This window comes from Dysgonomonas mossii, assembly GCF_004569505.1.
In the GTDB taxonomy this organism is placed as follows: Bacteria; Bacteroidota; Bacteroidia; order Bacteroidales; family Dysgonomonadaceae; genus Dysgonomonas.
Genome location: NZ_SPPK01000001.1, coordinates 402,131 through 426,183 on the forward strand (window position 1 = coordinate 402,131; position 24,053 = coordinate 426,183).

Below are 24,053 nucleotides of genomic sequence, written 5' to 3' on the forward strand. Positions count from 1 at the left end.
TAAAGTTATAGATTTTATTATAATTAATCGTATGCTAAAACAATTCGTGTAAGACATCGAGTGACTTCAGTGCCGGAAAGTCGTACAGATGCAAACGGTAGTATTCCAATATTCTATTTATGATGTTAACCCGATCTTGCCGAGAGAAAACAAAATGATGCATATTTTCGTACGTAATACGTGCCAGCATAGATAAAGCTTTACTGTCATACCTGTTAAGATAATGATTATGCAAAGGTTGATAATGAACAAACTCGCCGTTTATCATATCAAACAAATTATTTTCCCTGTATTCTTCAAGGTTAGGATAAAATCCCATAAAGTGGCTCAGTTTGAGCATAAATACCAAATGGAAATTAGCTATGCTTTTATCCGTCATCTCGAGTATCTGGACCGACTGTTCAAGAAAGTCGAATAGCAATTGGCTGGTGTCGGCATCTTTTAAGACCCTTGACAAAAACTCGGAAAGGAAAAAAGTCATTGACGTTTTTCCCATATCTCCGGCTATCTCATATAAATAAAAATCGGAGCGGGCTTCTCTGATTCTTTGAATGTCTCTATTGCTTTGATGCTCAACTTCCATGTCGAGTATCGCTAAAGGCGAAAATAAAGATTTGGGAACTTTTGATCCCTTACCTCTTGCTTTGGACACCATATACGTTACCCGCCCGAAAGATTCGGTAAATAACTGAGCAAGCAAATACTTGTCGTTGTAGTTTATGGTATTCAGTACCAGTCCTCTTGTCTTATAAAGCACTTCGATAATGTTTAGCTTGACAAAAATACTATTTTTTATCCGAGTGAGATTCGTTATCTCTACAAAGAAGATAAAAGGGGATAGTAAAAAAGTAATAAACTCGTTGAGCTTTATCTTCAATTATTATCTTAATTATAAAGAGCCGTTCGATGTGTGATAATATTGTAAAGGGTAAAAGTAACATCGAAAAACAAATAAAATACTGTCACTTTTGTCACTTTTTGCAATTTCTGATCTATGGAGGTTATTTATTAAACATGCATCAATTATCTCAGCCATGTAAAAATAATTGACTAACTTCGCATATAATAAATATAACGTTATGTCTCAAAAAATAAAAAATATACTTTTTGATCTGGGAGGAGTTATTATAAGCCTAAATAAACAGGAAGCGTTGAACCGTTTTACGGCTATTGGCTTCCCTAATATTGAAGATTATTTAGGTGAGTTTCGTCAAGAAGGAATATTTCTGGAGTACGAAGAAGGTAAAATAAGTCCTGAAGGTTTTTATAAAGAATTCCGCAAGTTATGCGGTAATGATAATATTGCTGCCGAAGATATCGATAATGGTTGGTTAGGCTTTTTAGCGGGGATTCCTCCATACAAATTTGAACTTTTGAAAGAGCTTCGCAAAAAGTATAAAGTATATTTATTAAGCAATACAAATCCGTCTGTAATTAAATGGGCTTCAAGTGAGGCTTTCTCACCCGAAGGTTTGCCTATTCAGGCATATTTTGATAAATGCTATCTTTCTTTTGAGATAGGGCATGCAAAACCCGACAGGGAGATATTTGACTTTATACTTGCCGATTCGGGAATGATTTCGTCCGAGACTCTGTTTCTGGATGATGGCAAAGCGAATATAGAAATAGGTAAAGAGATTGGCTTTGAAACTTGTCTGGTCGATCAAACAGAAGACCTAAGAAAAGTGTTTACTGATAGAAACCTATTATAAGTTAATACTTAGGATATGCAGTTAGTGGATAAGACAAACAAGATAGAACTTCCGTCATTAGTGGCTACTATTGGCTTTTTCGATGGTGTACATACCGGACATCGGTATCTTATTGATCAGGTGAAAGAAGAAGCCGCCAAGCGAGGTTTACCCTCTGCCGTCATAACTTTTCCTGTACATCCGCGAAAGGTGTTGCAAAAAGACTATCAGCCGTCTTTACTTTGTGGCTATGACGAAAAGATAGAGCGTTTGGCTACTACCGGAATCGATTATTGTATTTGTCTCGACTTTACGGTTGAGATATCACAAATGTCTGCGAAGAGATTCATGCAGGATATCCTGAAAGAAAAACTGAATGTTGATTCTCTCATCATAGGCTACGATCATCGTTTTGGTCACAATAGAGAAGATGGCTTTTCAGACTACGAACGCTATGGCAGTGAAATAAAAATGCAGGTCATAGAAGCGAAAGCTTTACCCGGGCTCGAACATGTTAGTTCGTCACGTATACGTAAGCTTCTGGCAGAAGGATACATCCGTAAAGCGGGGAAGTTATTATCATATAACTACACCATCTCAGGAAAGATTGTAGAAGGATTTAAAGTAGGCAGGACGATAGGTTTCCCAACTGCCAATATACAGATATGGGAGACTTACAAGGTCGTTCCTGCATTTGGTATATATGCAGTCTATGTACATGTCGAAGGTATTAAATATGATGGTATGCTTTACATTGGCAAGCGCCCTACACTGCATAATGGAGATAATATAAGCATAGAGGTTAATCTCTTCGATTTTGACGGAGATCTGTATAATAAAACCCTCACGGCAGAATTTCTTGATTTTGTGCGTCCTGACGAAAAATTCTCAGATATTGCGACTTTAAAGGATCAGATTAGTAGAGATAAAGAGACTGTAATAAAAGTTATTGAAAATTATAAAGGGCTTAATACCTAGTCTCTAAACCATATCTCAGTTATATAATCCTAAAATATTAACTTATAACAAAAAAATAATAGATAAAGAGTTAAATAACTGATTTTTATTTTTATATTTGTGGAGCATTAGAGTTCTTAACAGTATGGTTTAAATTTTTCTTCGCAAGTCACTTCCCTTCTTGGTAACCTTTCTTGTCTAGTTTATTTTAGCTTTTTATTCTTATTTACTTCTTCTGCAAAGTATTAAATTTTAAATTTTATTTTTTTACAATGAACATTTTTATTGCAGGGTTGAGCTACAGCATCAACGACAATGATTTGAGAGATTTATTCAACGAATACGGTGAAATTTCCTCAGCAAAAGTTATTATGGACAAGGCTACAGGCCGTTCTAAAGGTTATGGATTTGTTGAACTTGAAGACAATGCAGCCGGACAAAAAGCTATTGAAGAATTAAATGGTGCTGAATATGACGGAAGAACTATTTCTGTTTCAGAAGCTCGTCCTCGTACAGAAGGTGGAGACCGCCCACGCAGAAACTTCGATAACAACAGAGGTGGAAACGGTGGTTTTAGAAGACGTGAATATTAATTAGTATTCTACATAAACAATAAAAGGTGCCATTTGGCACCTTTTTTGTTTTTATTAATTGACAGGCGATAATCAATATGCCCATTTTAAGTATAAAGCTCCCCATGTAAATCCTCCGCCAAATGCTGTAAGGATGAGGTTGTCTCCTTTCTTAAGCTGAGATTCCCATTCGTGTATGCAGACAGGAATTGTGGCAGCACTTGTATTACCATACTTTTGTATGTTTACCATAACCTTGTTTGGCGAAAGTCCCATACGATTTCCTACAGCCTCGATAATGCGAATGTTTGCCTGATGAGGAACTAACCAGTCTACCGATTCGTTTGATAGATTATTACGTTCCATTATCTCTACAGAAACATCAGCCATTTTAGATACGGCATGTTTGAATACTACTTGTCCTTCTTGATATACATAGTGCATGTCTTTATCTACGGTCTCGTGTGAAGCCGGATAAGCCGAACCCCCTCCATATTGGTGGAGATGAGTTATTCCAATTCCATCGAGATGAAGAATACTATCCATAATGCCAAACTCTTCTTCGGTAGGCTCCAGCATTACAGCACCTGCAGCATCTCCAAATAGAGGACATGTAGCACGATCTTTATAGTTGGCTATAGATGTCATTTTATCTCCTGCAGCTACAATTACTTTTTTGTACTTGCCTGATTTGATAAAGTTAGAGCCAACCTCTAATGCATATATAAAGCCTGAACATGCAGCTTGGATATCAAACCCTAAAGCATTTTTTATTCCACAAGCTTCAGCTGTCATCGCAGCCGTTGATGGAAATACATAGTCAGGTGTAGTAGTGGCAAAAATGATTACCTCAACCTCTTCTGGTTTGGTATTTGTTTTCTTCAATAATTCTTTCACAGCTTCGGCTCCCATAACAGAAGTTCCTTTGCCTTCGCCTTTGAGTACACGACGTTCTTTGATTCCGACACGGGTCATGATCCATTCGTCTGTAGTATCCACCAATTTTTCAATATCACTGTTGGTGAGAATATCCTCAGGGACATATGCTCCTATACCGGTAATTGCAGCTCGAATCATTGTATTTTTTGGTTTTGTGAGTATTTATAAAAAAAATGCCCTAATATTAGGGCTTAAAGTCTTGGTTTAAGATATTAAACCGCCGCTCCTTTTTCTATTGCCAATTTACCTCTGTAGTATCCGCACTCAGGGCAAACTGTGTGGAATACATGCCAAGAGCCGCAATTAGAGCATACAGCTAATGTTGGAGCTACTGCTTTGTCATGAGTTCTTCTTTTAGCTGTTCTAGACTTTGACTGTCTTCGTTTCGGATGTGCCATCTTTTTGTTTTATTTAGTTATTTCTATATATCTGAATTAAAAAATCAAATTCCTGTTCTTATTTAATCCTCGTCAATAGAGACATCTTTCAATGCGTCCCAACGAGAATCTGTAAGGGATGAGTCGTCCTCAATTTCGATATCATCCAAGTCGTCTTCGTCCGAATCTTCATCGGAAGAACTTTTAGCCCGATGCTTATTTAACTTAGAAGACATTGTTTTATTGCATGTGCCCGGAGGATGTATTCGTTTTGCCGGTAAACTGAGTACGATAAATTCATACAAAAACCATGCGATATTAATTTCTCCATCATCTTCAGGGATGATAACAATCTCATCACTTTCTTCAGAGTATTCTTTACCGAATTTAACGACAAGCTTATTTTTTGTTTCCACATTCATGTTGATGTCGTCTAAACATCTGTCGCATGGAACTAAAACAAAACCGGTAATATCAAAATTGAGCTCAAAAATAGTACTGGTCTTTTTTAAAGATACTACTACTTTTAAGTTGCCCCTTTTTATATCGGCCGTGCCGTCATCAATAAGAGCAAAGTACTTATTATCCAAGTCATACTTGAATTCATGTTTCCCTTCGGTTAAACTTCTCAAAGGGATATTATATAAGCTAAACTTTCCCACGTATTGTATTTAAAACTCAAAAGAACGGCGCAAAGGTATAAAGTTTTTTTGGAATAAATAAATATTTTAAGTCTAATCTTGAAACAAAGTGGGTGAGGGGATTCAAATGTAAATGATATGATTTTGAATTTGTATATAAAAAAGCTACATAAAAATTAATTTATGTAGCTTTCTCTTAATTAGCGTAGTAATGTTGTTTGTTTTCTCTTTTAATATACCTTTAAAAATAAAGAATATATAGTTTTAATTATGTAGTGTAGCTTTGTTTTTTAAGTATTGTTCTAGTGCTCATTTAGTATATAGATGGTGGGGATATAAAAACGTTGCATATAAATTTTCTTTTTTTTGTTTTTTAACAAGGTAGATGCTATGTAAATTGTTGATAAATAGTTGTTTAGTTTAATTGTGCTATAGAGTTATAGGAGATAGGAAAATATTCATTAGCGTAAGGTGAGATAAAAAGAGAGCGCCGCATAAAAATTAATTTATGCGGCGCTACTTTATAGATAGTTGTTTTTTATCCGATTGTAATCAGAGCAACTCCTTCTAGTACAGAGTCTCCTTTAGATACATGTATACCGGTAACTTTTCCGTCCTGAGTTGCTTGGATCGCATTCTCCATTTTCATAGCCTCAAGCATAACTACAGTTTGTCCTTTCTTCACTTCGTCACCTTCATTAACTAATACGTCAATGATGATGCCCGGAAGCGGAGATTTTACACTGCCTGCACCACCACTTGCTGGTTTAGTTGGTGCCGAAGTTGTAGCTTTAGGTGCTGCTGCTGTGGCAGTAGCTGCCGGTGCTTTCGAAGCCGGACGAGTAACAAGAGTGATTTCTTCCTCGTTGTTTACCAATTCTACTTTATAGTTGCTTCCGTTTACTGCAACTTCAGCAAGACCGTTATCCATCTTGTTTACGGCTACTATGTATTCCTGTCCGTTTATTCTATATATGAACTGTTTCATAATAATTTATCAAATTTTATTTTCTTACTGGCATTTGAAGCATAGCTTTACTTTTGTCAGCCCATGGTAGATAATCTTTCGACACATGTTTGATCGTTAGCACATTGCTTTCTATGTCGTGCTGGTTTTGCACATCATATATAGCTAAGGCTATAGCTGCTAATACTTCTGACGGTATATTATTATTACTCATAATACTAATTCGTTTAGAGATTATAGAGGCAGGTTGTCATGCTTCTTAGAAGGATTGACTTGCTTTTTAGTTCTCAGTTGTTCCAAAGCACGGATAACGCGGAAACGAGTATTTCTCGGTTCTATTACGTCATCGATATATCCATAGCGTGCAGCGTTGAAAGGATTACAGAATAATTTGTTGTATTCTGCTTTCTTTGCAGCAAGTGCTTCAGCGGGATTCTCAGATTCTTTGATTTCTTTCGCGTAAAGTACTTCTGCTGCTCCATCAGCACCCATAACTGCGATTTCGGCAGTAGGCCATGCATAGTTGATGTCGCCACGAAGTTGTTTACAGCTCATTACGATGTGTGAACCTCCGTAAGACTTACGTAGAGTAACTGTTACTTTAGGTACTGTAGCTTCTCCATATGCATAAAGAAGTTTTGCTCCATGAGTAATTACACCGCCGTATTCTTGACCTGTTCCAGGAAGGAACCCAGGTACGTCTACCAATGTTACCAAGGGAATATTGAAGGCATCGCAGAAACGTACAAAACGAGCTGCTTTGCGTGAAGCGTTGATGTCTAGTACTCCGGCAAGGTATTTAGGTTGGTTAGCCACGATACCAACAGATTGACCATTCATGCGGGCAAAACCAATTATTATGTTCTTAGCATAGTTTCCATGTACTTCAAGGAATTCGCCATTGTCGACAACTGCACCGATTACTTCAAACATATCGTATGGTTTATTCGGATTGTCAGGGATGATTTCATTTAGTAAATCTTCCATTCTGGCAGCTGGGTCTGTACATTCTTTGCGAGGAGCTTCTTCCATATTGTTTTGAGGAAGGAAGCTATATAAGTGGCGGATCAAAGATAATCCATCATCTTCGTTCGCTACAGAGAAATGAGCAACACCGGATTTAGTAGTGTGTACGCTTGCTCCACCAAGTTCTTCTTGTGTTACATCTTCTCCGGTTACAGTTTTCACAACTTTAGGTCCTGTAAGGAACATATAAGATGTGCCTTCTGTCATCAAGACAAAGTCTGTCAAAGCTGGTGAATATACTGCACCACCGGCACATGGACCGAAGATTCCTGATATTTGAGGTATTACACCTGAAGCTAAGATATTGCGTTGGAAAATTTCTGAATAGCCTGCAAGAGCGTTAACTCCTTCTTGTATACGTGCACCTCCCGAGTCGTTGATGCCGATTACCGGAGCACCTACTTTCATTGCCATATCCATTACTTTACAGATCTTTAATGCCATAGTTTCGGAAAGTGATCCTCCTATAACAGTAAAGTCTTGAGCGAAGACATAAACAAGACGACCTTCGATCGTACCACAGCCTGTTACGACTCCGTCTCCAAGGAATTTTTGTTTGTCCATTCCGAAGTTTGTACTGCGGTGTTCAACGAACATGTCAAATTCTTCGAAACTGCCTTCATCCAATAAGATGGCTAAGCGTTCGCGTGCAGTATACTTGCCTTTTGCATGTTGAGCTTCTATTCTCTTTTCTCCTCCACCGAGGCGTGCCTTTGCGCGGAGCTCTATCAGCTCTTTTACTTTTTCAAGTTGGCCCATGTTTTAATATTTTAGATTCTAATTAAATTATAGGATAATGCAAAAATGACTTTACTTCATTGTGGGTTTAATGAGTAAAGTCATCTTCTTATTTATTTTTTTGGAGTCTCACAAAGTTCTGTAAGAACGCTTCCTGTTGATTTCGGGTGAAGGAATGCGATATCAAGACCTTCAGCACCACGGCGAGGGGCTTTGTCTATTAGTTGAACTCCTTTAGCTTCTACTTCAGCTAAAGCGTTTGCTACGCCGTCTTGAACACACCATGCAATGTGGTGAATTCCTTCTCCTTTTTTCTCAATAAATTTAGCAATTGTGCTGTCTGGACTTGTCGGTTCAAGCAGTTCGATTTTTGTTTGGCCTACTTTAAAAAAAGCGGTCTTTACTTTTTGATCTTCAACAACCTCTATGCTGTAGCATTTTAAGCCTAAAACTCCTTCATAATAAGGAAGTTGTTCTTCGATGCTTTTCACAGCAATACCTAGATGTTCAATGTGCGAAATATCCATGTTATATTTGAATAAAAAGTTATTATTTAGTTCGCCCCAAAGGTACTATTAAAATATAAGACAACGAAATTAAAATTATAAAAAAACTTACATTGTGCACAAAAAACAAGAAACTGTGCATTTTTGGAAATATGTTACTGTTTGTGTTGATATTGTACTCCTTGAGCTTGTGTGAGGTACCAATATATCCATATTTAGTACTAATTGCTATGTTATTAATATTAATCATATATTCCCTATACTCATATCTCTTTTATATCAAATAGATAATTTTGTGAACAATGTGTTATAGATGGTTGTTATAATATGACCTATTGTTCCATCTTTTAAAATGATATTGCTATGAGACTTAGAGATGTTTTGAAGGTAGGGGATATATTATATAGAGTTGACCCCAAAAAATTGTCTATAAAGGTGTTTAAGATTGACTCTCCTGACGAAGTTGTAAATTTTACGACGACCAATTATGAGGACTTTTCTGTAACGTGTGAAAAGAAGCGATTCTCTTTGCCTTTCGATAACTTCCCGTTTGAGTTTAAAGGGCTTATATATTTCCAGAGTGAAGATGAAGCGAATAACTTTATAAAAACTCAAATAGGATTATAGTTGTTTAGTTTTATACAATTGCTATTGTATTATAATACAAAAAGATTATCCCGACCGGGATAATCTTTTTTGTTTTTATTGCTTTAGTTTTCTTATTCTTGTCTCGAAATCTTACCGCTTCCGGATATTGACTGATCTATTTGCGGGTTGCCTTTGTATTTAACGCTACCACTGCCAGAAATGCTTACGTCCAGATATTTGTTGGCATATACAAAAAAGTCTCCGCTACCTGATACCGAACATTTAACAGAGTCGGCAACTAGATCAGTAGCTATTACTTTACCGCTACCTGATATTCTGGAGTCTATGTTTGTTACTTTACCTTTTGCATTTACATCGCCCGATCCTGATACTCTTGTTGACAAAGAGTGACATATAAGGCTGTCTATAATGATGTTGCCACTCCCTGATACTGATATGTCTAATTTTGAAGTTTCTAACTTGCCTTTTAAGTGAGCTTTCATAGAACCGCTGATGCTTAGGCTTGTCAGGTCTTTCGAATTAGTATATATTTTGTATGTTGTAGGGTTGATGTTTTCTTTGCTCTTGAAAGAGAGTACATCTCCATCTGTTTTTATTATCAACAACGGATAAATATTTTCATCAGTTTCTACGCGTACATACGGTGCTGTGTCCGGCTTTTGTTCATAAATGAGTTCACCGCCCCCACCAAACTCAATGGCTTTATAGTCAGATATACTAACTTCGTTTTCTACTATTGTTCCGTTACCTCTTACCGAATTGAAATTACAAGACTGGGCAACAAATATTAATAAACTAATGCTGATTGTGTATAAAATAGATTTCATTTCTATAATAATTTAAAATTGTTAACTTATAGATATGACGGCATAACTATGTTTTTGGTTACAGAAAAAATCAAAAAAAATTAAATAATTTTATTTTTAATGAAAAATACAACCAGCATCACCCATCCTGCAATCATAAACATACCTCCGATAGGGGTAATAGGACCTAAAAATTTTAAGTTCACATTCCAATATTCGGAGAAGGCTAGAAAATAAATACTAAACGAAAATAAGAATACACCCACAATGATAGAGATAGCAGCCCACTTCTCGAGTGAGGATGTGAAAGATAGAGTCAGGCCTATTACCAGCAATATAATCGCATGATACATCTGATAACGCACCCCTGTGTCGAAGCTCGCTAGCTTATCGGGAGTTAGCATCGCCTTGAAGGCATGTGCTCCAAAAGCTCCAAGTATAACAGATATAGTACCGTATACACTTGCTGCAATTAATACGAGTTGCTTCATTATCTTTTATCTATAGGTATGTATTCACGAACGTCAGCTGCATTTTTATATGCAGGACGGATAATTCGTTTTTGCTTAAAGTTTAGTTCTTCGATGCGGTGTGCTGTCCATCCTACAATACGAGCCATAGCAAATAAAGGGGTGTAAATTTCCTGCGGAAGACCAATCATATCGTATACAAAACCGGAGTAAAAGTCCACATTGGCACATACCTGTTTGTTTACATTTTTCCCTTTTGTTTCCATGAAGTTGAAGATCGCCCGCTCTTCTAATAAGGTGTAGAAATTATACTCAGCTTCACGACCTTTCTCGATTGCCAAATCCCGAGCCATTTCTTTCAGTAGAACAGTGCGAGGATCTGATATGGTATATATAGCGTGCCCGATACCGTAAATAAGTCCGGTGCGGTCATAAGCTTCTTTGTTCAATATCTTACAAAGGTAGTTGTCTATTTCTTCAACGCTGGTCCAGTCTTTAACCTCACTCTTGATAGTTTGTATCATGTCTATAACCTTCAGGTTTGCTCCTCCATGAAGAGGCCCTTTCAGTGAGCCTATGCCTGCGGCAATAGTAGAATATGTATCGGTTCCTGTCGAGCTGGTTACGCGTACCGTAAATGTAGAGTTGTTCCCTCCACCGTGGTCGGCGTGTACCATCATGGCAAGATCTAGTATCTTTACATCCAGTGGAGTGTAGTGGCGTCCTTTCATCATGTAAAGGAAATTCTCGGCAAGAGAAACGTCTGGCTGAGGGTGTCTTATATGTAACGACTTACCTTGTCCATGTCGTATGGCATTATGTGCATAGGCTACTATGGTAGGGAATGTTGCAATCAGATTGACGGATTGCTTGATTAGATTTTCGGGAGTCGTATCGTCTGGATTCTCATCGAAAGTGTATAGTTCGAGCACGCACCTTGATAAATAGTTCATGATGTCTTTTCCTACCAAGTCTAATATATGCATTACGATTTTAGGATTCAAATCCATAGTTCTGCTTATTACACCCGAAAACTCTTTTAGCTCTACTTTGCTTGGCAGATTACCCGATAGAATAAGATAAACGACTTCTTCAAATCCTAGTCGGTCTTCTTTTTGAGCTCCTTTTACTATATCTTCAAGGCTAATTCCCCTGTATATCAGTCTTCCCGGTATCGGTGTCAGATTTCCCTCAGCATCACGTTCGTACCCGACGACGTCACCTACCTTTGTGAGACCAACAACAACCCCTGTATGGTCTTCATTTCTAAGTCCACGTTTTACATTGAAAGTTTTGAAAAGTTCATTGTCAATGTTGCATGTTGTTTCTACTGTTTTTGATATTTTTTTTATTGTTTCACTATCTTTTAATCTATCCATAATATCTGGTTTTAATTGTTTGTCAATGGTACTTATTAGGAACAAAAAATTATTCAAATAGGTTCTTGAATAATATAAATATATTTAGAATATTATGTCGCAATTTTTTTCTGTTTCGTCTATTTTTGCTCCTAAACTTTTGTAAAAGGATATCGCTGGCTTGTTCCATTCAGAAACTTGCCACCTTAACCTGTCGCACTTCTCTTTCTCGGCATGTTTGATAACAGTATTGATGAGTAGCGTGCCGATTCCCTTCCCTCTATATTGTTCTTTTATGTAAAGATCATCCATATATAAGGATTTACCCACCCATGTGTAATATGCAAAGAAAAAAGTAGCATATCCTATAATCCTATCATCTTCATCTCTGGCTGTAAAACCATGAAGGAAGTCTTTCTCGGATATCATCTTTTCTACCGAATTTTTCATCTTTTCCGGTTGGTTCTGGAATGTTGCAAATTCAAGAAAAAGAGCAACTAATTCTTCGAAATCATTCTCTTCAATCTTTTTTATTGTTACCATATTTTGATCTTTAATCAGTGAAGTTATCAACGGTTTTATCTTCTTGCCAGTTGTATTCTATTCTTTTTGCTATTTCTATAGCTTTCTCTAGTCCCTTTATGTCTGCTATAAAGCCTAAAGCCATATCTATTCCTGCGCTAATACCTGAAGATGTATAGTATTTGCCATCTACTACCCATCGGGCTTGTTTTATCCAAGTGACTTGCTCGGAGCTTTGTTTTACCCAACCGAAAGACCGTTTGTTTGACGTTGCTTTTCTTCCGTCCAATAGCCCCGTCTTTGCGAGTAGTGCACTTCCTGTGCAGACAGTGATAACGAATTGGCTTTTGGCCGCCAGATGTTTTATTGTATCAATAAAGCCGGAGTTGTTTATTTCATCCCTTGCACCCATTCCTCCGGGAAGAAACAATACCTGATCGGAGATAAACTGATGAAGTTTTTCTGTCGCGATGTGTATATTGTCTTGATTCGAAATCAAACCGCCATTCAGAGAATAATATTTGATTTCCCATCCGTCTGCTTTGCCAAAAACTTCCACAGGGCCAAATACGTCAAGGGTTTCAAAGTTGTGAAATAGTACAACGTTTATGATCATTGCTACATTGTGTTTCTATGTAAAAGGTGACAAAGGTGACAAAAGTAACAGGTTAATGATGTTTTCGTAATGTCACCTTTTACTATAGGTGTAACTTTATAATGAGATAAATAAAATTATTTTTGTTTCATATAGTTCAGGGCACTACCGGCTTTAAACCAAGCTATCTGCACCTCATTATATGTATGGGCAACCTCAAAAGATTCTTTTGTCCCATTCTTGTGTGTTAGTTCAACAGTCAGGTTTTTTCCGGGTTTAAACTCGGTGAGACCGATTATGCTGATTTTGTCGTCTTCCTTTATTTTTTCATAGTCATTCTTATCCACAAAGGTAAGCGCCAGCATCCCTTGCTTTTTTAGATTTGTTTCGTGTATACGAGCGAAAGACTTAACAAGTATAGCTTTTACATTCAAGAAACGAGGTTCCATCGCAGCATGTTCACGAGAAGATCCTTCTCCATAATTTTCTTCGGCAACAACAACTGACCCTAACCCCTCGGCTTTAAACTTACGGGCTAGTTTTGGAACTGGTATGTATTCGTTCGCTTCCTGATCAAGTACTGCATTTGTTTTATCATTGAAAGCGTTTACTGCCCCAATGAGCATATTGTCGGAGATGTTATCCAGATGTCCTCTGAATCGAAGCCACGGACCAGCCATCGAAATATGGTCTGTCGTACATTTTCCTTTTACCTTAATAAGAAGCGGTTGTTCTATGATGTCTTTGCCATTCCATGCCGCAAATGGCGCTAATTCTTGAAGTCGTTGTGAATCTTTTGCTATGCTGATTTCGATATCCGATCCATCTGCAATAGGTGCTAAAAATCCGGATTCTTTCAATTCATATCCTAACGGAGGTAATTCATATCCTTTTGGCTCTTCCAATTTTACTTTCTCCCCCTCACTATTTACTAAGGTGTCAGTCATAGGGTTGAAACAAAGATCGCCGGCAATGCTCAATGCTGCAACAATCTCAGGAGATGTAACAAATGCGTGTGTATTTGGGTTCCCGTCGTTTCTTTTTGCAAAGTTCCTGTTAAAAGAGGTAACGATAGAATTCGCACGCTCAGGGTCTTTGCTTTCACGTTTCCATTGTCCTATACATGGGCCACAGGCATTTGCCATTATGGTAGCGCCCACTTCTTCGAAGGCAGGAAGTATGCCGTCTCTTTCGGCTGTATAACGTACTTGTTCCGATCCGGGGTTGATAATGAATTGTGCTTTAACTTCTACATGCTTTTGTTTTGCGTCTTTTACAATCGATACGGCTCGTGATAAGTCTTCATACGATGAGTTTGTACACGACCCTATCAAGCCCACTTCCATTTTTTGAGGATAGCCTTTTTCTTTCACTACTTTTGCAAATTCCGAAATCGGATGAGCTGCGTCGGGAGTGAATGGGCCATTTACGTATGGTTCGAGTGTCGATAAGTCTATTTCTATCACCTGATCGAAATATTCTTTCGGATTGTTTACTGTTTCTGTATCCGGTTGAAGATACTCGATTACTTTATCTGCAAGTTCAGACACATCGGTGCGTTCTGTTGCTTTTAGGTAATCAGATGATTTTTTGTCGTAAGGGAAGATGGATGTGGTTGCACCTACTTCTGCTCCCATATTACATATCGTTGCTTTTCCCGTAGCAGATAGCGAGCTTGTTCCATCTCCGAAATATTCTATAATAGCATTCGTGCCTCCTTTTACGGTAAGTATTCCTGCCAATTTCAATATTACATCTTTTGGCGAAGCCCACCCGGATAGTTTTCCTGTGAGTTTTACACCGATCAGTTTAGGCATTTTTAGTTCCCAAGGCATTCCCGCCATAACGTCTACCGCATCGGCACCACCCACGCCTATGGCTATCATGCCCAGCCCTCCGGCATTAGGTGTATGAGAGTCCGTCCCTATCATCATTCCTCCCGGGAAGGCATAGTTCTCGAGTACTACTTGGTGTATGATGCCGGCTCCCGGCTTCCAAAAGCCGATGCCGAATTTATTTGATACGGCACTCAGAAAGTCATATACTTCTTTGTTTGTTACTTCGGCCGTGTTCAGGTCTTCTTTTGCCGATTTATGAGCTTGTATCAGGTGGTCGCAGTGTACGGTGGAAGGTACAGCCACTTTTGTTCGCCCTGAGTTCATCAGTTGTAATAAAGCCATTTGAGCTGTAGCATCCTGCATAGCAACCCTATCGGGTGAAAAGTTTACATAATCGGTGGCACGGACATAGTTTTTTAAAGGCTCATCTGTTGATAGGTGAGCGTATAGGATTTTCTCGCTAAGGGTTAATGGTCGCTTAAGAATCTTCTTTGCTTCATCAACTTTTTTGGGGTAAGATTCATAGAATTTACGAATCATTTCTATGTCAAACGTATTACTTTTCATCGATCATTGTTTTTTTAGTTATGTCCAAATACCTAGAATAACAAAAATAATAAAAATGTTCTATTATGTGACGTCTTTTATATAGAAAGATTATATTACGCATAGATAAAGTAAGCTAAAATTGAATATCTATATATAAATGTAAGATGTGGATAAAATCGTTGTTTTTAGATAATATGAAATAGCTGTATATTAAACCTCGGTCTTTTAAAAAAGTCTAAGAATTTTAGTTAAAGGCTTATTTTAGCAGGATTTTCTTATTTTTGTAGCTCTAAACAATTTTATGGCATGAAGAATATCATCTTTATATTAATTCTATTATTCGCAACATTATCTATAAAGGCTCAGTCTTCCTCCGAAAAACTCATTAGAGAAGGGGTTAGCCTTCATGATAAAGGGCGTTATAAAGAAGCCATATCTTCTTATGAAGAGGCATTGAAGGTAAATCCTTCGTCAATGTCTGCTGTTTACGAAATGTCTTTGTCTTATTTGAAGCTTAATAATTATGAGCGTGCCGTAAGCTTAAGCTCAAAAGTTATTAATGCCAACTTTCAGCCTTTACTTATGGATGCCTATATTGTAAAGGGTACGGCACTGGCTAATATGGATAAGATGAGCGATGCGATTAAAACGTTGAACGATGCCGTTGTCAGATGTGGAGATGAGTATTTGCTTCACTTCAACTTAGGTCTCTGCTACTTCAATAGCAAGGACAATAAAATGGCTGCGCATCACTTGCGTAAAGCGATAGAAATAGATGCAACGCACTCGAGTGCATTCTTGTTGTATGCTTATGCTTTGAACGACTTGGATCAGTGGGTGCAGAGTTTTTATGCATTCCATTTCTTTTTATTGTTGGAGCCCAATACCGAAAGATCGAAAGATGCTTTCAGTGAGATGTTGGATATATTGAATGCCAAACTAGAACCCGGTTCAGTAAGGCTGACTCCTGAAGATGGCATAGACCGTGAATGGCTGTATAAGAATATACAATTGAAGAAACCGCAAGGCACGGATAGTGCTTCTGAATATTCTTATTTTGTAGAGGCTTCGAAGCTTATATTCTTTACTATAGCGCAAATGCAGAATGACTCTCAAAGTGGATTGTTGTGGTTTTTCTTTGTTCCTACCTATGAAGAAATCTTAGGTTCGGGACATTTTGATACTTATTGCCGCTATGTGAGTGTTGCTTATTTCCCCGAATCGCTTACATGGTGGGATAAAAACAAGACGCAAGTTGATAATTTTATCGAATGGTTCGAGCATGGTCAGGGTGAAGCCGATGAAGAAGCCGATTTTGGTGATGATTCGGATTTAGAATAATAGAGTAATTGATATTTGGAAGATTTATAGTAAATGTCACGGGAGGCAGAAGAACAACTTATAGAGAGGCTTCACGAGCCCAAAACTCAACAGGCGGCATTTGCCGAGCTGGTGAAGGAGTATAGTGAGCCTTTGTATTGGCAGATACGAAAAATCGTATTGAGTCATGATGATACGGATGATGTCTTGCAAAATACATTTATAAAAGTATGGACAAGTATCGAAAATTTCCGGGGAGACTCCAAGCTGTCTACCTGGCTTTATCGTATAGCTGTTAATGAAGCTATTACATTTCTCAATAAGCAGCGATCTCTGAACAATGTTTCGATAGATGATGCAGATACATTCTTATTGGGTAAGCTCGAAGGTGATGAGTACTTTGACGGAGACGAAGCTCAACTGAAACTACAGAAGGCAATTCTTCTTTTGCCTGAGAAGCAGCGTATTGTTTTCAATATGAAATATTTTGATGAAATGAAATATGAAGATATGTCCGAAATTTTAGAAACCTCTGTGGGGGCACTAAAAGCGTCTTATCATCATGCGGTAAAAAAAATAGAGGAATTTTTAACAACAGAGAATTAAACCTTTTATCTAAATAATAGTCTATAATACAGATAAGGAATCTAAAGATTAAACAATCATGTTGGATAATTTTGACAAAAGCAAAAAACCTTTTAAAGTTCCCGAAAATTACTTCGAGAATTTTAATAACAGGATAATGGATCAACTGCCTTCTAAAGAAGAACCAAAGGCAAAGATTGTTCCGTTGTGGAAGAAGGTATTGCCTTGGACAGCAGCTGCGGCAGCAATTGTTGGTATTTTGTTCACAGTTGGTGTTTTTGACAAAAATAATATGCCTTCGGATAAACAATATGCCAATCAAAAGACGGATATGACCGAAGAAACTATTGCATATACCAGCCCTCAGGACGAAGAGGATTACTATCTTTTTTTGCAGGATGAGGTAAGGAAATCTCAATTTAAGGAAATGTTATATAACTATTAATAATGAATACCGATATGAAGTTGAAAAGTATTCTGGTTTTCTTGTTGCTGTTCTGTTTTACGTTTTCAGTTGCAGCCCAGAATAGACAGAGACAAGGTGGAGGACGGTTCGATATACAAGCATTCAACCAAAAGAAAGCAGAGTATTTAAAAAAAGAACTAAACTTAACAGATGCGGAAGCTAAAGCATTTTTGCCGTTGGAAGCAGAGTTTTCAATGAAAAAATATGAAGCTAACCGTGAGGCACGAAGAGAGACCCGCGAACTGAAGCGTAAAAAAGACAAAACGGATGCAGATTATAAAAGAATTGTTCAATTGAATCTGGAATCGGAACAAAGAGATTCTCAGTTACAAATCGAATATTATAAGAAGTTTGCAAAAGTACTGTCGGCTGAGAAGTTGGAAAAGTACAGATCAGTTGATATTCGATTCAAAGAAGACGAATTGAAGCGCCACAGGGAAAGATTCAATTCTGGTGGAGATTCTGATTAAAAGTGAAAAAATAATGACATAAAGTTTGGTTTATTGCAAATAATGTATACTTTTGCTTTTGTAAAAATAAAATTATGAGCAATAAATTTCATCATCATCATTATAGTGTTACTCCCGTTGGGTAAGTAAGTATATTGATGTGGTGTTTGCCAAAATATAGAAGAGCTTGCCTGATAGAGGTAAGCTCTTTTTTTTATTGCTGGAAAATAATATAAAATTAATATATCATGGTATTAAGAATTGCTGTTCAGTCGAAAGGTCGGCTATTTGAGGAAACGATGGCGCTTTTACAAGAAGCCGGTATAAAACTGAATAATATTAAGCGCACGCTGCTTATTCCTGCAAAGGATTTTCCCGTAGAGATTCTCTTTCTGCGTGACGACGATATCCCACAAGCTGTAGCTACGGGGGTTGCCGATATCGGTGTGGTAGGAGAAAATGAATATAAGGAAAAAGCCGAGGCTGCGGATGTCGTAAAAGGCTTAGGGTTTAGTAAATGTCGCTTATCGCTGGCTATTCCAAAGGATGAAAAATACGAGGGTGTGCAATGGTTTGAAGGGAAGAAGATAGCAACATCTTATCCTCATATCTTAAATCAGTATTTAGCAGAGCAGGGTATTAAATCAGAGATTCATATTATTACAGGATCGGTAGAGATTTCGCCTAGTATAGGTCTCTCGGATGCTATTTTTGATATAGTGAGTTCCGGTGGGACATTGGTAAGTAATCGTCTGAAAGAGGTTGAGGTTGTTATGCAATCGCAAGCTTTATTGATAGCAACAAAAAACTTACCACAGGAGAAAAAGGATATCCTTGACGAACTAATATTCAGGATAGAAGCTGTTCAGAGTGCAGAAGGGAAAAAATATGTACTTCTGAATGCACCCGAAGATAAGCTTGAAGAAATATTTGATATCTTGCCGGGGATGAGAAGCCCTACAGTTACCCCACTAGCTACAAAGGGTTGGTGTTCTGTTCAGTCGGTTATTGAGGATAAACGTTTTTGGGAGGTTATCACCAAACTAAAAGCATGTGGTGCTGAAGGCATTATTGTATTACCTATAGAAAAAATGATCTTATGATAGAAGTCTCAGAAGATATTGTATTATATCCTTTGTCTGTAGATGATATCTTTAAGATATTCAATACGCTCAACAACGAACGAGAATATATGCGTGAATGGTTGCCGTTTGTAGATGCTACAAAAGAAGCGGAAGATACGGAGAACTATGTGAGATATGTATTGCAGACAGCCGGCAAACAATTTACTATATACTATAAGGATCAGTTTGTAGGGCTGATTGGTTTTAAAGACACAGATTCAGATAATAAGAAGACAGAAATAGGATACTGGTTGTCACAATATGCTCAAGGTAAAGGCATCATGATACAATCGGTTGCCAAACTTATAGAACATGCTTTTGGTGAACTGGATATGAATCGTATTCAGATAAAGGTTGCTGTAGGTAATGATAAGAGTCGCCGTATTCCTGAAAAGCTTGGCTTTCAGATGGAGGGTATAGAGCGTGATGGAGAATTGTTGGTAGATAATGTGTTTACTGACATAGCTGTTTACAGCTTGTTGAGGAAAGAATATAAGAAGTAAATTATGCAGATAATAAAATATCCTTTACGCAGCCAGTGGGCAGAGATACTGGCACGTCCTGTTTTCGATACTTCAGCATTGAACAGCACAGTTAGTTCTGTACTTGATGATATAAAAGAAAGAGGAGATCAGGCTGTCTTTGAATATGAAGAAAAATTCGATAAAGTGAAGCTTCTCTCTCTGGCAGTTTCGGCAGAAGAAATAGCAGAAGCGGAGAATTTAGTTTCTCAAGAATTAAAGAAAGCTATCAGACAAGCAAAAGAGAATATAGAGGTATTTCATCGTAGTCAGATATTTGAGACTAAAAAAATAGAGACAAGCAAAGGTGTCACTTGTTGGCAAAAGGCCGTTGCTATCGAAAAAGTAGGGCTTTATATTCCGGGGGGGACAGCTCCTTTGTTTTCTACTGTCTTGATGCTTGCCATTCCGGCTAAAATTGCAGGTTGTAAAGAGATTATCCTTTGTACACCACCCAATAAAGAAGGTAATATACATCCGGCTATATTGTATGCAGCAAAAGAAGCCGGTGTGGATAAAGTATTTAAGGCGGGAGGAATACAGGCTATTGGCGCCATGGCTTACGGCACGGAATCTGTACCTAAAGTCTATAAAATATTCGGACCCGGAAACCAGTATGTGATGGCTGCGAAACAGCTTGTAAGCCTCAGAGATGTAGCGATAGATATGCCGGCAGGGCCATCCGAGGTACAAGTGATTGCAGATGAGACATCCATACCTGCATTTGTTGCTGCCGATTTATTGTCGCAGGCAGAGCATGGAGCAGATAGTCAGGTGATATTAACAACAACCAGCGAATCTCTTATCTCTGAAGTTCTGCACGAGATAGAGCGACAATTGTTTGAACTTCCTCGTCGAGAGATTGCTGAAAAGGCATTAGAAAACAGTAAGCTGATCCTATTAAAGGATAATAGGGAAATTATAGATATAACCAACGAATATGCGCCCGAACACCTTATTATAGAAACGGCAGACTATGCAGATATTGCAGACGAAATAGTAAATGCAGGCTCTGTTTTTCTTGGAAATTATACGCCGGAGAGTGCCGGAGACTATGCTTCAGGAACAAATCATACGTTGCCTACTAATGGTTATGCTAAGGCTTATAGCGGTGTTAATTTGGATAGCTTTGTGAAAAAGATAACTTTCCAGAAGATTACAAAAGATGGCATTTACAATCTTGGCAAAACGATTGAAGTAATGGCAGAGAACGAACAATTGTTTGCTCATAAAAATGCAGTAACTTTACGGCTAAAGGACAAAGAAAAATGAAATCACTTAGTTTATTAGTTACAATCGTACTATTGGTAAGCTGTTCGGCTTTTGAGAAAACAATCAATAAGGCTCAATATGTAAATGCCGACAAGGTAATTTACGAAAAATATTTTGGGGAGAGAGTTGAAATACGAAACAAGGCTCAAATAGCCAGATTAGTTGATATCATAGGCTCGGCACAGAAGGAAGCTGTAGACTTTATTCCGAAAGATCAGTTTGTATTTATTCGAAGTAAAGATACTATCTCTATACAACGGAACGGAGCATTATTAAGGGACGGAAATGGTACATATCGCTTAGGTGCTTACATGTCGACAGAACTAAATAAACTGTTAGAAAAATGATTCAGGCCAGAATTATAAAATATGGTACATCAGACTACGATAAGATGGTTGCTCTTCGTTATAAGATATTGAGAGCGCCTCTAGGACTTACATTTTCTGCTGAATATCTCGAAAAGGAGAAAGAGGATATGCTCTGTGTCTGCGAAAATGAAGGGCAGATTGTAGGATGTTGTATTCTTACACCAATAGATAAAAATATAGTTCAATTGCGTCAAATGGCAGTAGAGGATTCTACTCAGAAAAAAGGAATAGGTGCAAAGTTGCTCTTGTTCGCAGAAGAGTCTGCAAAAGAAAACGGATTTGATAAGATTGTATTGCATGCCAGAAAGGTTGCTATAGGATTCTACCTGAAATATAACTATGGTATAGTTGGTGACGAGTTTGAAGAAGTTGGTATCCCCCATTTTGAAATGCAGAAAATACTCTAAACATACCAAGAAAAATATTCGTATAAAGACATATATAAATTGAATAATGATGGAAAACGAAAAAAAACAAGTACTGGAAACAGTATCAAAATATGTAGATATTACATTAACTCCTTTTGGAAAACCTCAACGTACAGTTATAGATATAGAAAAGAGAGACCCGATGTACGATGGTAATGGCGTTGTGTACATGCTGTCTATATTTGAGAAAGGAGAGTTGGTGAATAACCGTATTGGTACTTACATGGTTTTGTTGAATAAGGGTGATCAGGCTGGATTTCATGAGCATGGTACAAAGAAAGAACAAGAATTATATGTATTGGTTCATGGCGAAGGTGAATATATAGAACGTGAAGGATTGGACAAAATTACCCGAAAGTTCAACTTGAAAAAAGGGAACGTAACATCTATTCAGGGAGATAATAATTATCACTCTATAATCAATACGGGGGACGAGCCTCTGATCGTATTTGTTGTGACTACATATCAGCCTAATATATAAATAACTTTAACTCATAGAGCCTTTTGTTAAAATATTATTTATATTTATTGGAATTAATTGATTGTCTAATTATAAAATCTGTTTTATCATGAATAAAAGAATATTGATGCTAGCGGGCGATTTTGTTGAGGATTACGAATTGATGGTTCCTTATCAGGCACTGGTAAGTGTAGGATTCCATGTAGATGTAGTATGTCCGGGGAAGAAAGCCGGAGAACAGGTTGCTACGGCAATACATGATTTTGTAGGATTTCAGACTTATGCAGAGCTGAGAGGTCATAACTTCACATTGAATAAGACTTTTGATAATGTAAAAATTGAAGATTACGCAGGATTGTATATTACAGGTGGTCGAGCTCCTGAATATATTCGTCTCGATCCTAAAGTAATAGAATATACAAAGTATTTCTTCGAAAAAAATCTGCCTGTTGCAGCTATTTGCCACGGTATACAGGTGCTTACTGCCGCAGATGTGGTTAAAGGAAAGACGCTTACCTGTTATGTAGCTGTAGGGCCTGAAGTTAAGTTGGCTGGCGGTAATTACAAAGATATTCCCGCTACCGAAGCTATTACAGACGGTAATCTGACTACCTCCCCTGCATGGCCCGGACATCCGGCTATATTAAAAGAGTTTTATAAACTTCTTGGGGTTAAAATTGAATTGTAAAATATACAAGTATAAGAGAATAGGAGTGCTCAAAAGTGTGTTCTTCTCTTTTGGGCACTTTCTTAGCTCTGATATATGGCAGTGCTTGCTGCGTAGTTAAGTTAAATAAATAAGATAAAAAGACATCTAAACTAAACAGTTTAAAGGAATGAATTTACAGCAGCTTGTGCGCAAAAATGTATGGAATATGAAGCCTTATTCATCGGCTAGAGATGAATTTAAAGGAGAAGCATCAGTCTTTTTAGATGCCAATGAAAATCCTCTGAATGATAAGTATAATCGTTATCCCGATCCTTTACAGTGGTCTTTGAAACAAAAAATAGCTAAGGTAAAAAATATAGCTCCCGAAAATATCTTCTTAGGCAATGGCAGTGATGAGCCTATCGATCTGGTTATTCGTATCTTCTGCGAACCTCGCATTGATAATATTGTTGCCGTTGATCCTACTTACGGGATGTATCAGGTTTGCGCAGAGGTGAACGATGTAGAGTATCGGAAAGTATTGCTGAACGAAAACTTCGATCTGGATGCTCAGAAACTGCTTGAAAAAACAGATCGTAATACAAAGTTGATATTTTTATGCTCTCCTAACAACCCTACAGGAAACTTGTTGAGCAGGGAAGAAATAAAAAAGGTATTAGATTCTTTTGCGGGTATTGTAGTCGTTGATGAGGCTTATATTGACTTTGCTTCTGAAGCGACATGGCTGAATGACCTTGAGAAATATCCTAATCTGATAATTCTGCAAACATTTTCTAAAGCATGGGGATTGGCTGCTGTACGTCTAGGTATGGCTTTTGCTTCGGCTGAAATAATCAAATTGTTCAATAAAGTTAAGTATCCATATAATGTAAATATCTTGACTCAAAATTTTGTTGGAGATGAATTAGACAAACTCGAATTAAGGAAGCAGTGGATTGCTACCTTGCTCAAAGGACGAAATTATCTAATAAATGAGTTGCCAAAATTACCTTTTGTAGAGAAAATATATCCCACGGATGCCAATTTTATATTGGTAAAGGTTGAGGATGCCAATAGCCTGTACAAGCAATTAGCAGATAAAGGTGTAATTGTTCGCAACAGGAATTCGGTCTCTTTGTGCGCCGGATGTTTGCGTATAACGGTAGGTACTGATAAAGAAAATGAGATGTTAATTAAAACTTTGCGAACGTTATAAACATATCAATAGAGAGGGAAATCCGATCTAAAAG

Annotated in this window: 30 protein-coding genes; 16 read left to right on the forward strand and 14 right to left on the reverse strand. The window is 37.6% G+C overall.

All coding sequences use genetic code 11. From position 1 onward, the window contains the following. Positions 1-34 precede the first annotated feature (34 nt). A complete protein-coding gene (gene recO, locus E4T88_RS01950; protein WP_135103797.1) occupies positions 35-757 on the reverse strand; it encodes a DNA repair protein RecO in 723 nt (240 codons plus the stop codon). Between the two features lie 322 nt (positions 758-1,079). Here recO and E4T88_RS01955 point away from each other — a divergent pair, with 322 nt between their 5' ends. The 3 genes from E4T88_RS01955 to rbp all read left to right on the forward strand — a co-directional run bounded on the left by E4T88_RS01955 (position 1,080) and on the right by rbp (position 3,241). Continuing rightward, on the forward strand, positions 1,080-1,712 hold the full coding sequence (locus tag E4T88_RS01955) for an HAD family hydrolase (protein WP_135103798.1): 633 nt from the start codon (positions 1,080-1,082) through the stop codon (positions 1,710-1,712). Between the two features lie 15 nt (positions 1,713-1,727). Next, positions 1,728-2,669, forward strand: a complete 942-nt coding sequence (gene ribF / locus E4T88_RS01960) for a riboflavin biosynthesis protein RibF (RefSeq protein ID WP_135103799.1) — start codon at positions 1,728-1,730, stop codon at positions 2,667-2,669. Positions 2,670-2,920: 251 nt separating this feature from the next. Next, positions 2,921-3,241 (forward strand): RNA-binding regulator, encoded by a 321-nt coding sequence (gene rbp / locus E4T88_RS01965; RefSeq protein WP_006842405.1) that lies wholly within the window; start codon positions 2,921-2,923, stop codon positions 3,239-3,241. Positions 3,242-3,313: 72 nt separating this feature from the next. On the opposite strand, the gene E4T88_RS01970 is transcribed toward rbp, so the two are convergent. The 7 genes from E4T88_RS01970 to mce form a co-directional block, all read right to left on the reverse strand. Then, on the reverse strand, positions 3,314-4,297 hold the full coding sequence (locus tag E4T88_RS01970) for a beta-ketoacyl-ACP synthase III (RefSeq protein WP_135103800.1): 984 nt from the start codon (positions 4,295-4,297) through the stop codon (positions 3,314-3,316). A gap of 74 nt (positions 4,298-4,371) precedes the next feature. After that, complete coding sequence (rpmF, locus tag E4T88_RS01975; protein WP_006842407.1) at positions 4,372-4,557, reverse strand: 50S ribosomal protein L32; 186 nt, start codon at positions 4,555-4,557, stop codon at positions 4,372-4,374. Between the two features lie 62 nt (positions 4,558-4,619). Continuing rightward, positions 4,620-5,198 (reverse strand): YceD family protein, encoded by a 579-nt coding sequence (locus tag E4T88_RS01980; RefSeq protein ID WP_135103801.1) that lies wholly within the window; start codon positions 5,196-5,198, stop codon positions 4,620-4,622. A gap of 517 nt (positions 5,199-5,715) precedes the next feature. Continuing rightward, the gene (locus tag E4T88_RS01985) at positions 5,716-6,165 is read right to left on the reverse strand and encodes a biotin/lipoyl-containing protein (RefSeq protein ID WP_135103802.1); all 450 of its coding nucleotides are present in this window, start codon (positions 6,163-6,165) and stop codon (positions 5,716-5,718) included. Between the two features lie 16 nt (positions 6,166-6,181). Beyond that, complete coding sequence (locus E4T88_RS17940; RefSeq protein WP_167755417.1) at positions 6,182-6,358, reverse strand: hypothetical protein; 177 nt, start codon at positions 6,356-6,358, stop codon at positions 6,182-6,184. A gap of 20 nt (positions 6,359-6,378) precedes the next feature. Then, positions 6,379-7,929, reverse strand: a complete 1,551-nt coding sequence (locus tag E4T88_RS01990) for an acyl-CoA carboxylase subunit beta (protein WP_135103803.1) — start codon at positions 7,927-7,929, stop codon at positions 6,379-6,381. 92 nt (positions 7,930-8,021) lie between these two features. Continuing rightward, positions 8,022-8,435, reverse strand: coding sequence for a methylmalonyl-CoA epimerase (mce, locus tag E4T88_RS01995; RefSeq protein WP_006842412.1), 414 nt, complete (start codon positions 8,433-8,435; stop codon positions 8,022-8,024). Between the two features lie 342 nt (positions 8,436-8,777). Here mce and E4T88_RS02000 point away from each other — a divergent pair, with 342 nt between their 5' ends. Beyond that, a complete protein-coding gene (locus E4T88_RS02000) occupies positions 8,778-9,041 on the forward strand; it encodes a hypothetical protein (RefSeq protein ID WP_135103804.1) in 264 nt (87 codons plus the stop codon). Between the two features lie 92 nt (positions 9,042-9,133). Here the strand turns inward: E4T88_RS02000 and E4T88_RS02005 are convergent, their stop codons facing one another. The 6 genes from E4T88_RS02005 to E4T88_RS02030 form a co-directional block, all read right to left on the reverse strand. Continuing rightward, a complete protein-coding gene (locus E4T88_RS02005; protein WP_135103805.1) occupies positions 9,134-9,850 on the reverse strand; it encodes a head GIN domain-containing protein in 717 nt (238 codons plus the stop codon). 80 nt (positions 9,851-9,930) lie between these two features. After that, positions 9,931-10,320 (reverse strand): DUF423 domain-containing protein, encoded by a 390-nt coding sequence (locus E4T88_RS02010; protein WP_135103806.1) that lies wholly within the window; start codon positions 10,318-10,320, stop codon positions 9,931-9,933. Beyond that, positions 10,320-11,678, reverse strand: a complete 1,359-nt coding sequence (locus E4T88_RS02015) for a citrate synthase (protein ID WP_135103807.1) — start codon at positions 11,676-11,678, stop codon at positions 10,320-10,322. The genes E4T88_RS02010 and E4T88_RS02015 overlap by 1 nt, the downstream gene beginning before the upstream one ends. Before the next feature lie 84 nt (positions 11,679-11,762). Then, complete coding sequence (locus tag E4T88_RS02020) at positions 11,763-12,200, reverse strand: GNAT family N-acetyltransferase (protein WP_135103808.1); 438 nt, start codon at positions 12,198-12,200, stop codon at positions 11,763-11,765. A 10-nt stretch (positions 12,201-12,210) separates the two neighbouring features. After that, positions 12,211-12,795, reverse strand: a complete 585-nt coding sequence (locus E4T88_RS02025; protein WP_135103809.1) for a DJ-1/PfpI family protein — start codon at positions 12,793-12,795, stop codon at positions 12,211-12,213. A 116-nt stretch (positions 12,796-12,911) separates the two neighbouring features. Continuing rightward, positions 12,912-15,179, reverse strand: coding sequence for an aconitate hydratase (locus E4T88_RS02030; protein ID WP_135103810.1), 2,268 nt, complete (start codon positions 15,177-15,179; stop codon positions 12,912-12,914). 288 nt (positions 15,180-15,467) lie between these two features. On the opposite strand from E4T88_RS02030, the gene E4T88_RS02035 reads away from it, so the two are divergent. The 12 genes from E4T88_RS02035 to hisC all read left to right on the forward strand — a co-directional run bounded on the left by E4T88_RS02035 (position 15,468) and on the right by hisC (position 24,019). After that, positions 15,468-16,502: a tetratricopeptide repeat protein gene (locus tag E4T88_RS02035; RefSeq protein WP_006842420.1), complete on the forward strand. Its 1,035-nt coding sequence runs from the start codon at positions 15,468-15,470 to the stop codon at positions 16,500-16,502. 33 nt (positions 16,503-16,535) lie between these two features. Continuing rightward, the gene (locus E4T88_RS02040; RefSeq protein ID WP_135103811.1) at positions 16,536-17,087 is read left to right on the forward strand and encodes an RNA polymerase sigma factor; all 552 of its coding nucleotides are present in this window, start codon (positions 16,536-16,538) and stop codon (positions 17,085-17,087) included. A 58-nt stretch (positions 17,088-17,145) separates the two neighbouring features. After that, positions 17,146-17,511 carry a hypothetical protein gene (locus E4T88_RS02045; RefSeq protein ID WP_135103812.1) on the forward strand — a complete coding sequence of 122 codons (366 nt, stop codon included), beginning with the start codon at positions 17,146-17,148 and terminating at the stop codon, positions 17,509-17,511. A gap of 2 nt (positions 17,512-17,513) precedes the next feature. After that, positions 17,514-18,002, forward strand: a complete 489-nt coding sequence (locus E4T88_RS02050; RefSeq protein WP_135103813.1) for a hypothetical protein — start codon at positions 17,514-17,516, stop codon at positions 18,000-18,002. 227 nt (positions 18,003-18,229) lie between these two features. Further along, a complete protein-coding gene (gene hisG, locus E4T88_RS02055; protein ID WP_135103814.1) occupies positions 18,230-19,084 on the forward strand; it encodes an ATP phosphoribosyltransferase in 855 nt (284 codons plus the stop codon). After that, a complete protein-coding gene (locus E4T88_RS02060) occupies positions 19,081-19,608 on the forward strand; it encodes a GNAT family N-acetyltransferase (protein WP_135103815.1) in 528 nt (175 codons plus the stop codon). The genes hisG and E4T88_RS02060 overlap by 4 nt, the downstream gene beginning before the upstream one ends. Before the next feature lie 3 nt (positions 19,609-19,611). Further along, positions 19,612-20,898, forward strand: coding sequence for a histidinol dehydrogenase (gene hisD / locus E4T88_RS02065; RefSeq protein ID WP_135103816.1), 1,287 nt, complete (start codon positions 19,612-19,614; stop codon positions 20,896-20,898). After that, positions 20,895-21,245: a hypothetical protein gene (locus E4T88_RS02070; RefSeq protein WP_135103817.1), complete on the forward strand. Its 351-nt coding sequence runs from the start codon at positions 20,895-20,897 to the stop codon at positions 21,243-21,245. The genes hisD and E4T88_RS02070 overlap by 4 nt, the downstream gene beginning before the upstream one ends. Next, positions 21,242-21,673 carry a GNAT family N-acetyltransferase gene (locus E4T88_RS02075; RefSeq protein ID WP_135103818.1) on the forward strand — a complete coding sequence of 144 codons (432 nt, stop codon included), beginning with the start codon at positions 21,242-21,244 and terminating at the stop codon, positions 21,671-21,673. The genes E4T88_RS02070 and E4T88_RS02075 overlap by 4 nt, the downstream gene beginning before the upstream one ends. Positions 21,674-21,719: 46 nt before the next feature. Further along, positions 21,720-22,175 (forward strand): cupin domain-containing protein, encoded by a 456-nt coding sequence (locus E4T88_RS02080; protein WP_135103819.1) that lies wholly within the window; start codon positions 21,720-21,722, stop codon positions 22,173-22,175. A gap of 88 nt (positions 22,176-22,263) precedes the next feature. Further along, positions 22,264-22,842 carry a DJ-1/PfpI family protein gene (locus tag E4T88_RS02085; protein ID WP_135103820.1) on the forward strand — a complete coding sequence of 193 codons (579 nt, stop codon included), beginning with the start codon at positions 22,264-22,266 and terminating at the stop codon, positions 22,840-22,842. A gap of 148 nt (positions 22,843-22,990) precedes the next feature. Next, entirely contained in the window at positions 22,991-24,019 is a 1,029-nt protein-coding gene (gene hisC / locus E4T88_RS02090) for a histidinol-phosphate transaminase (RefSeq protein ID WP_135103821.1), read from the forward strand. Positions 24,020-24,053 lie beyond the last annotated feature (34 nt).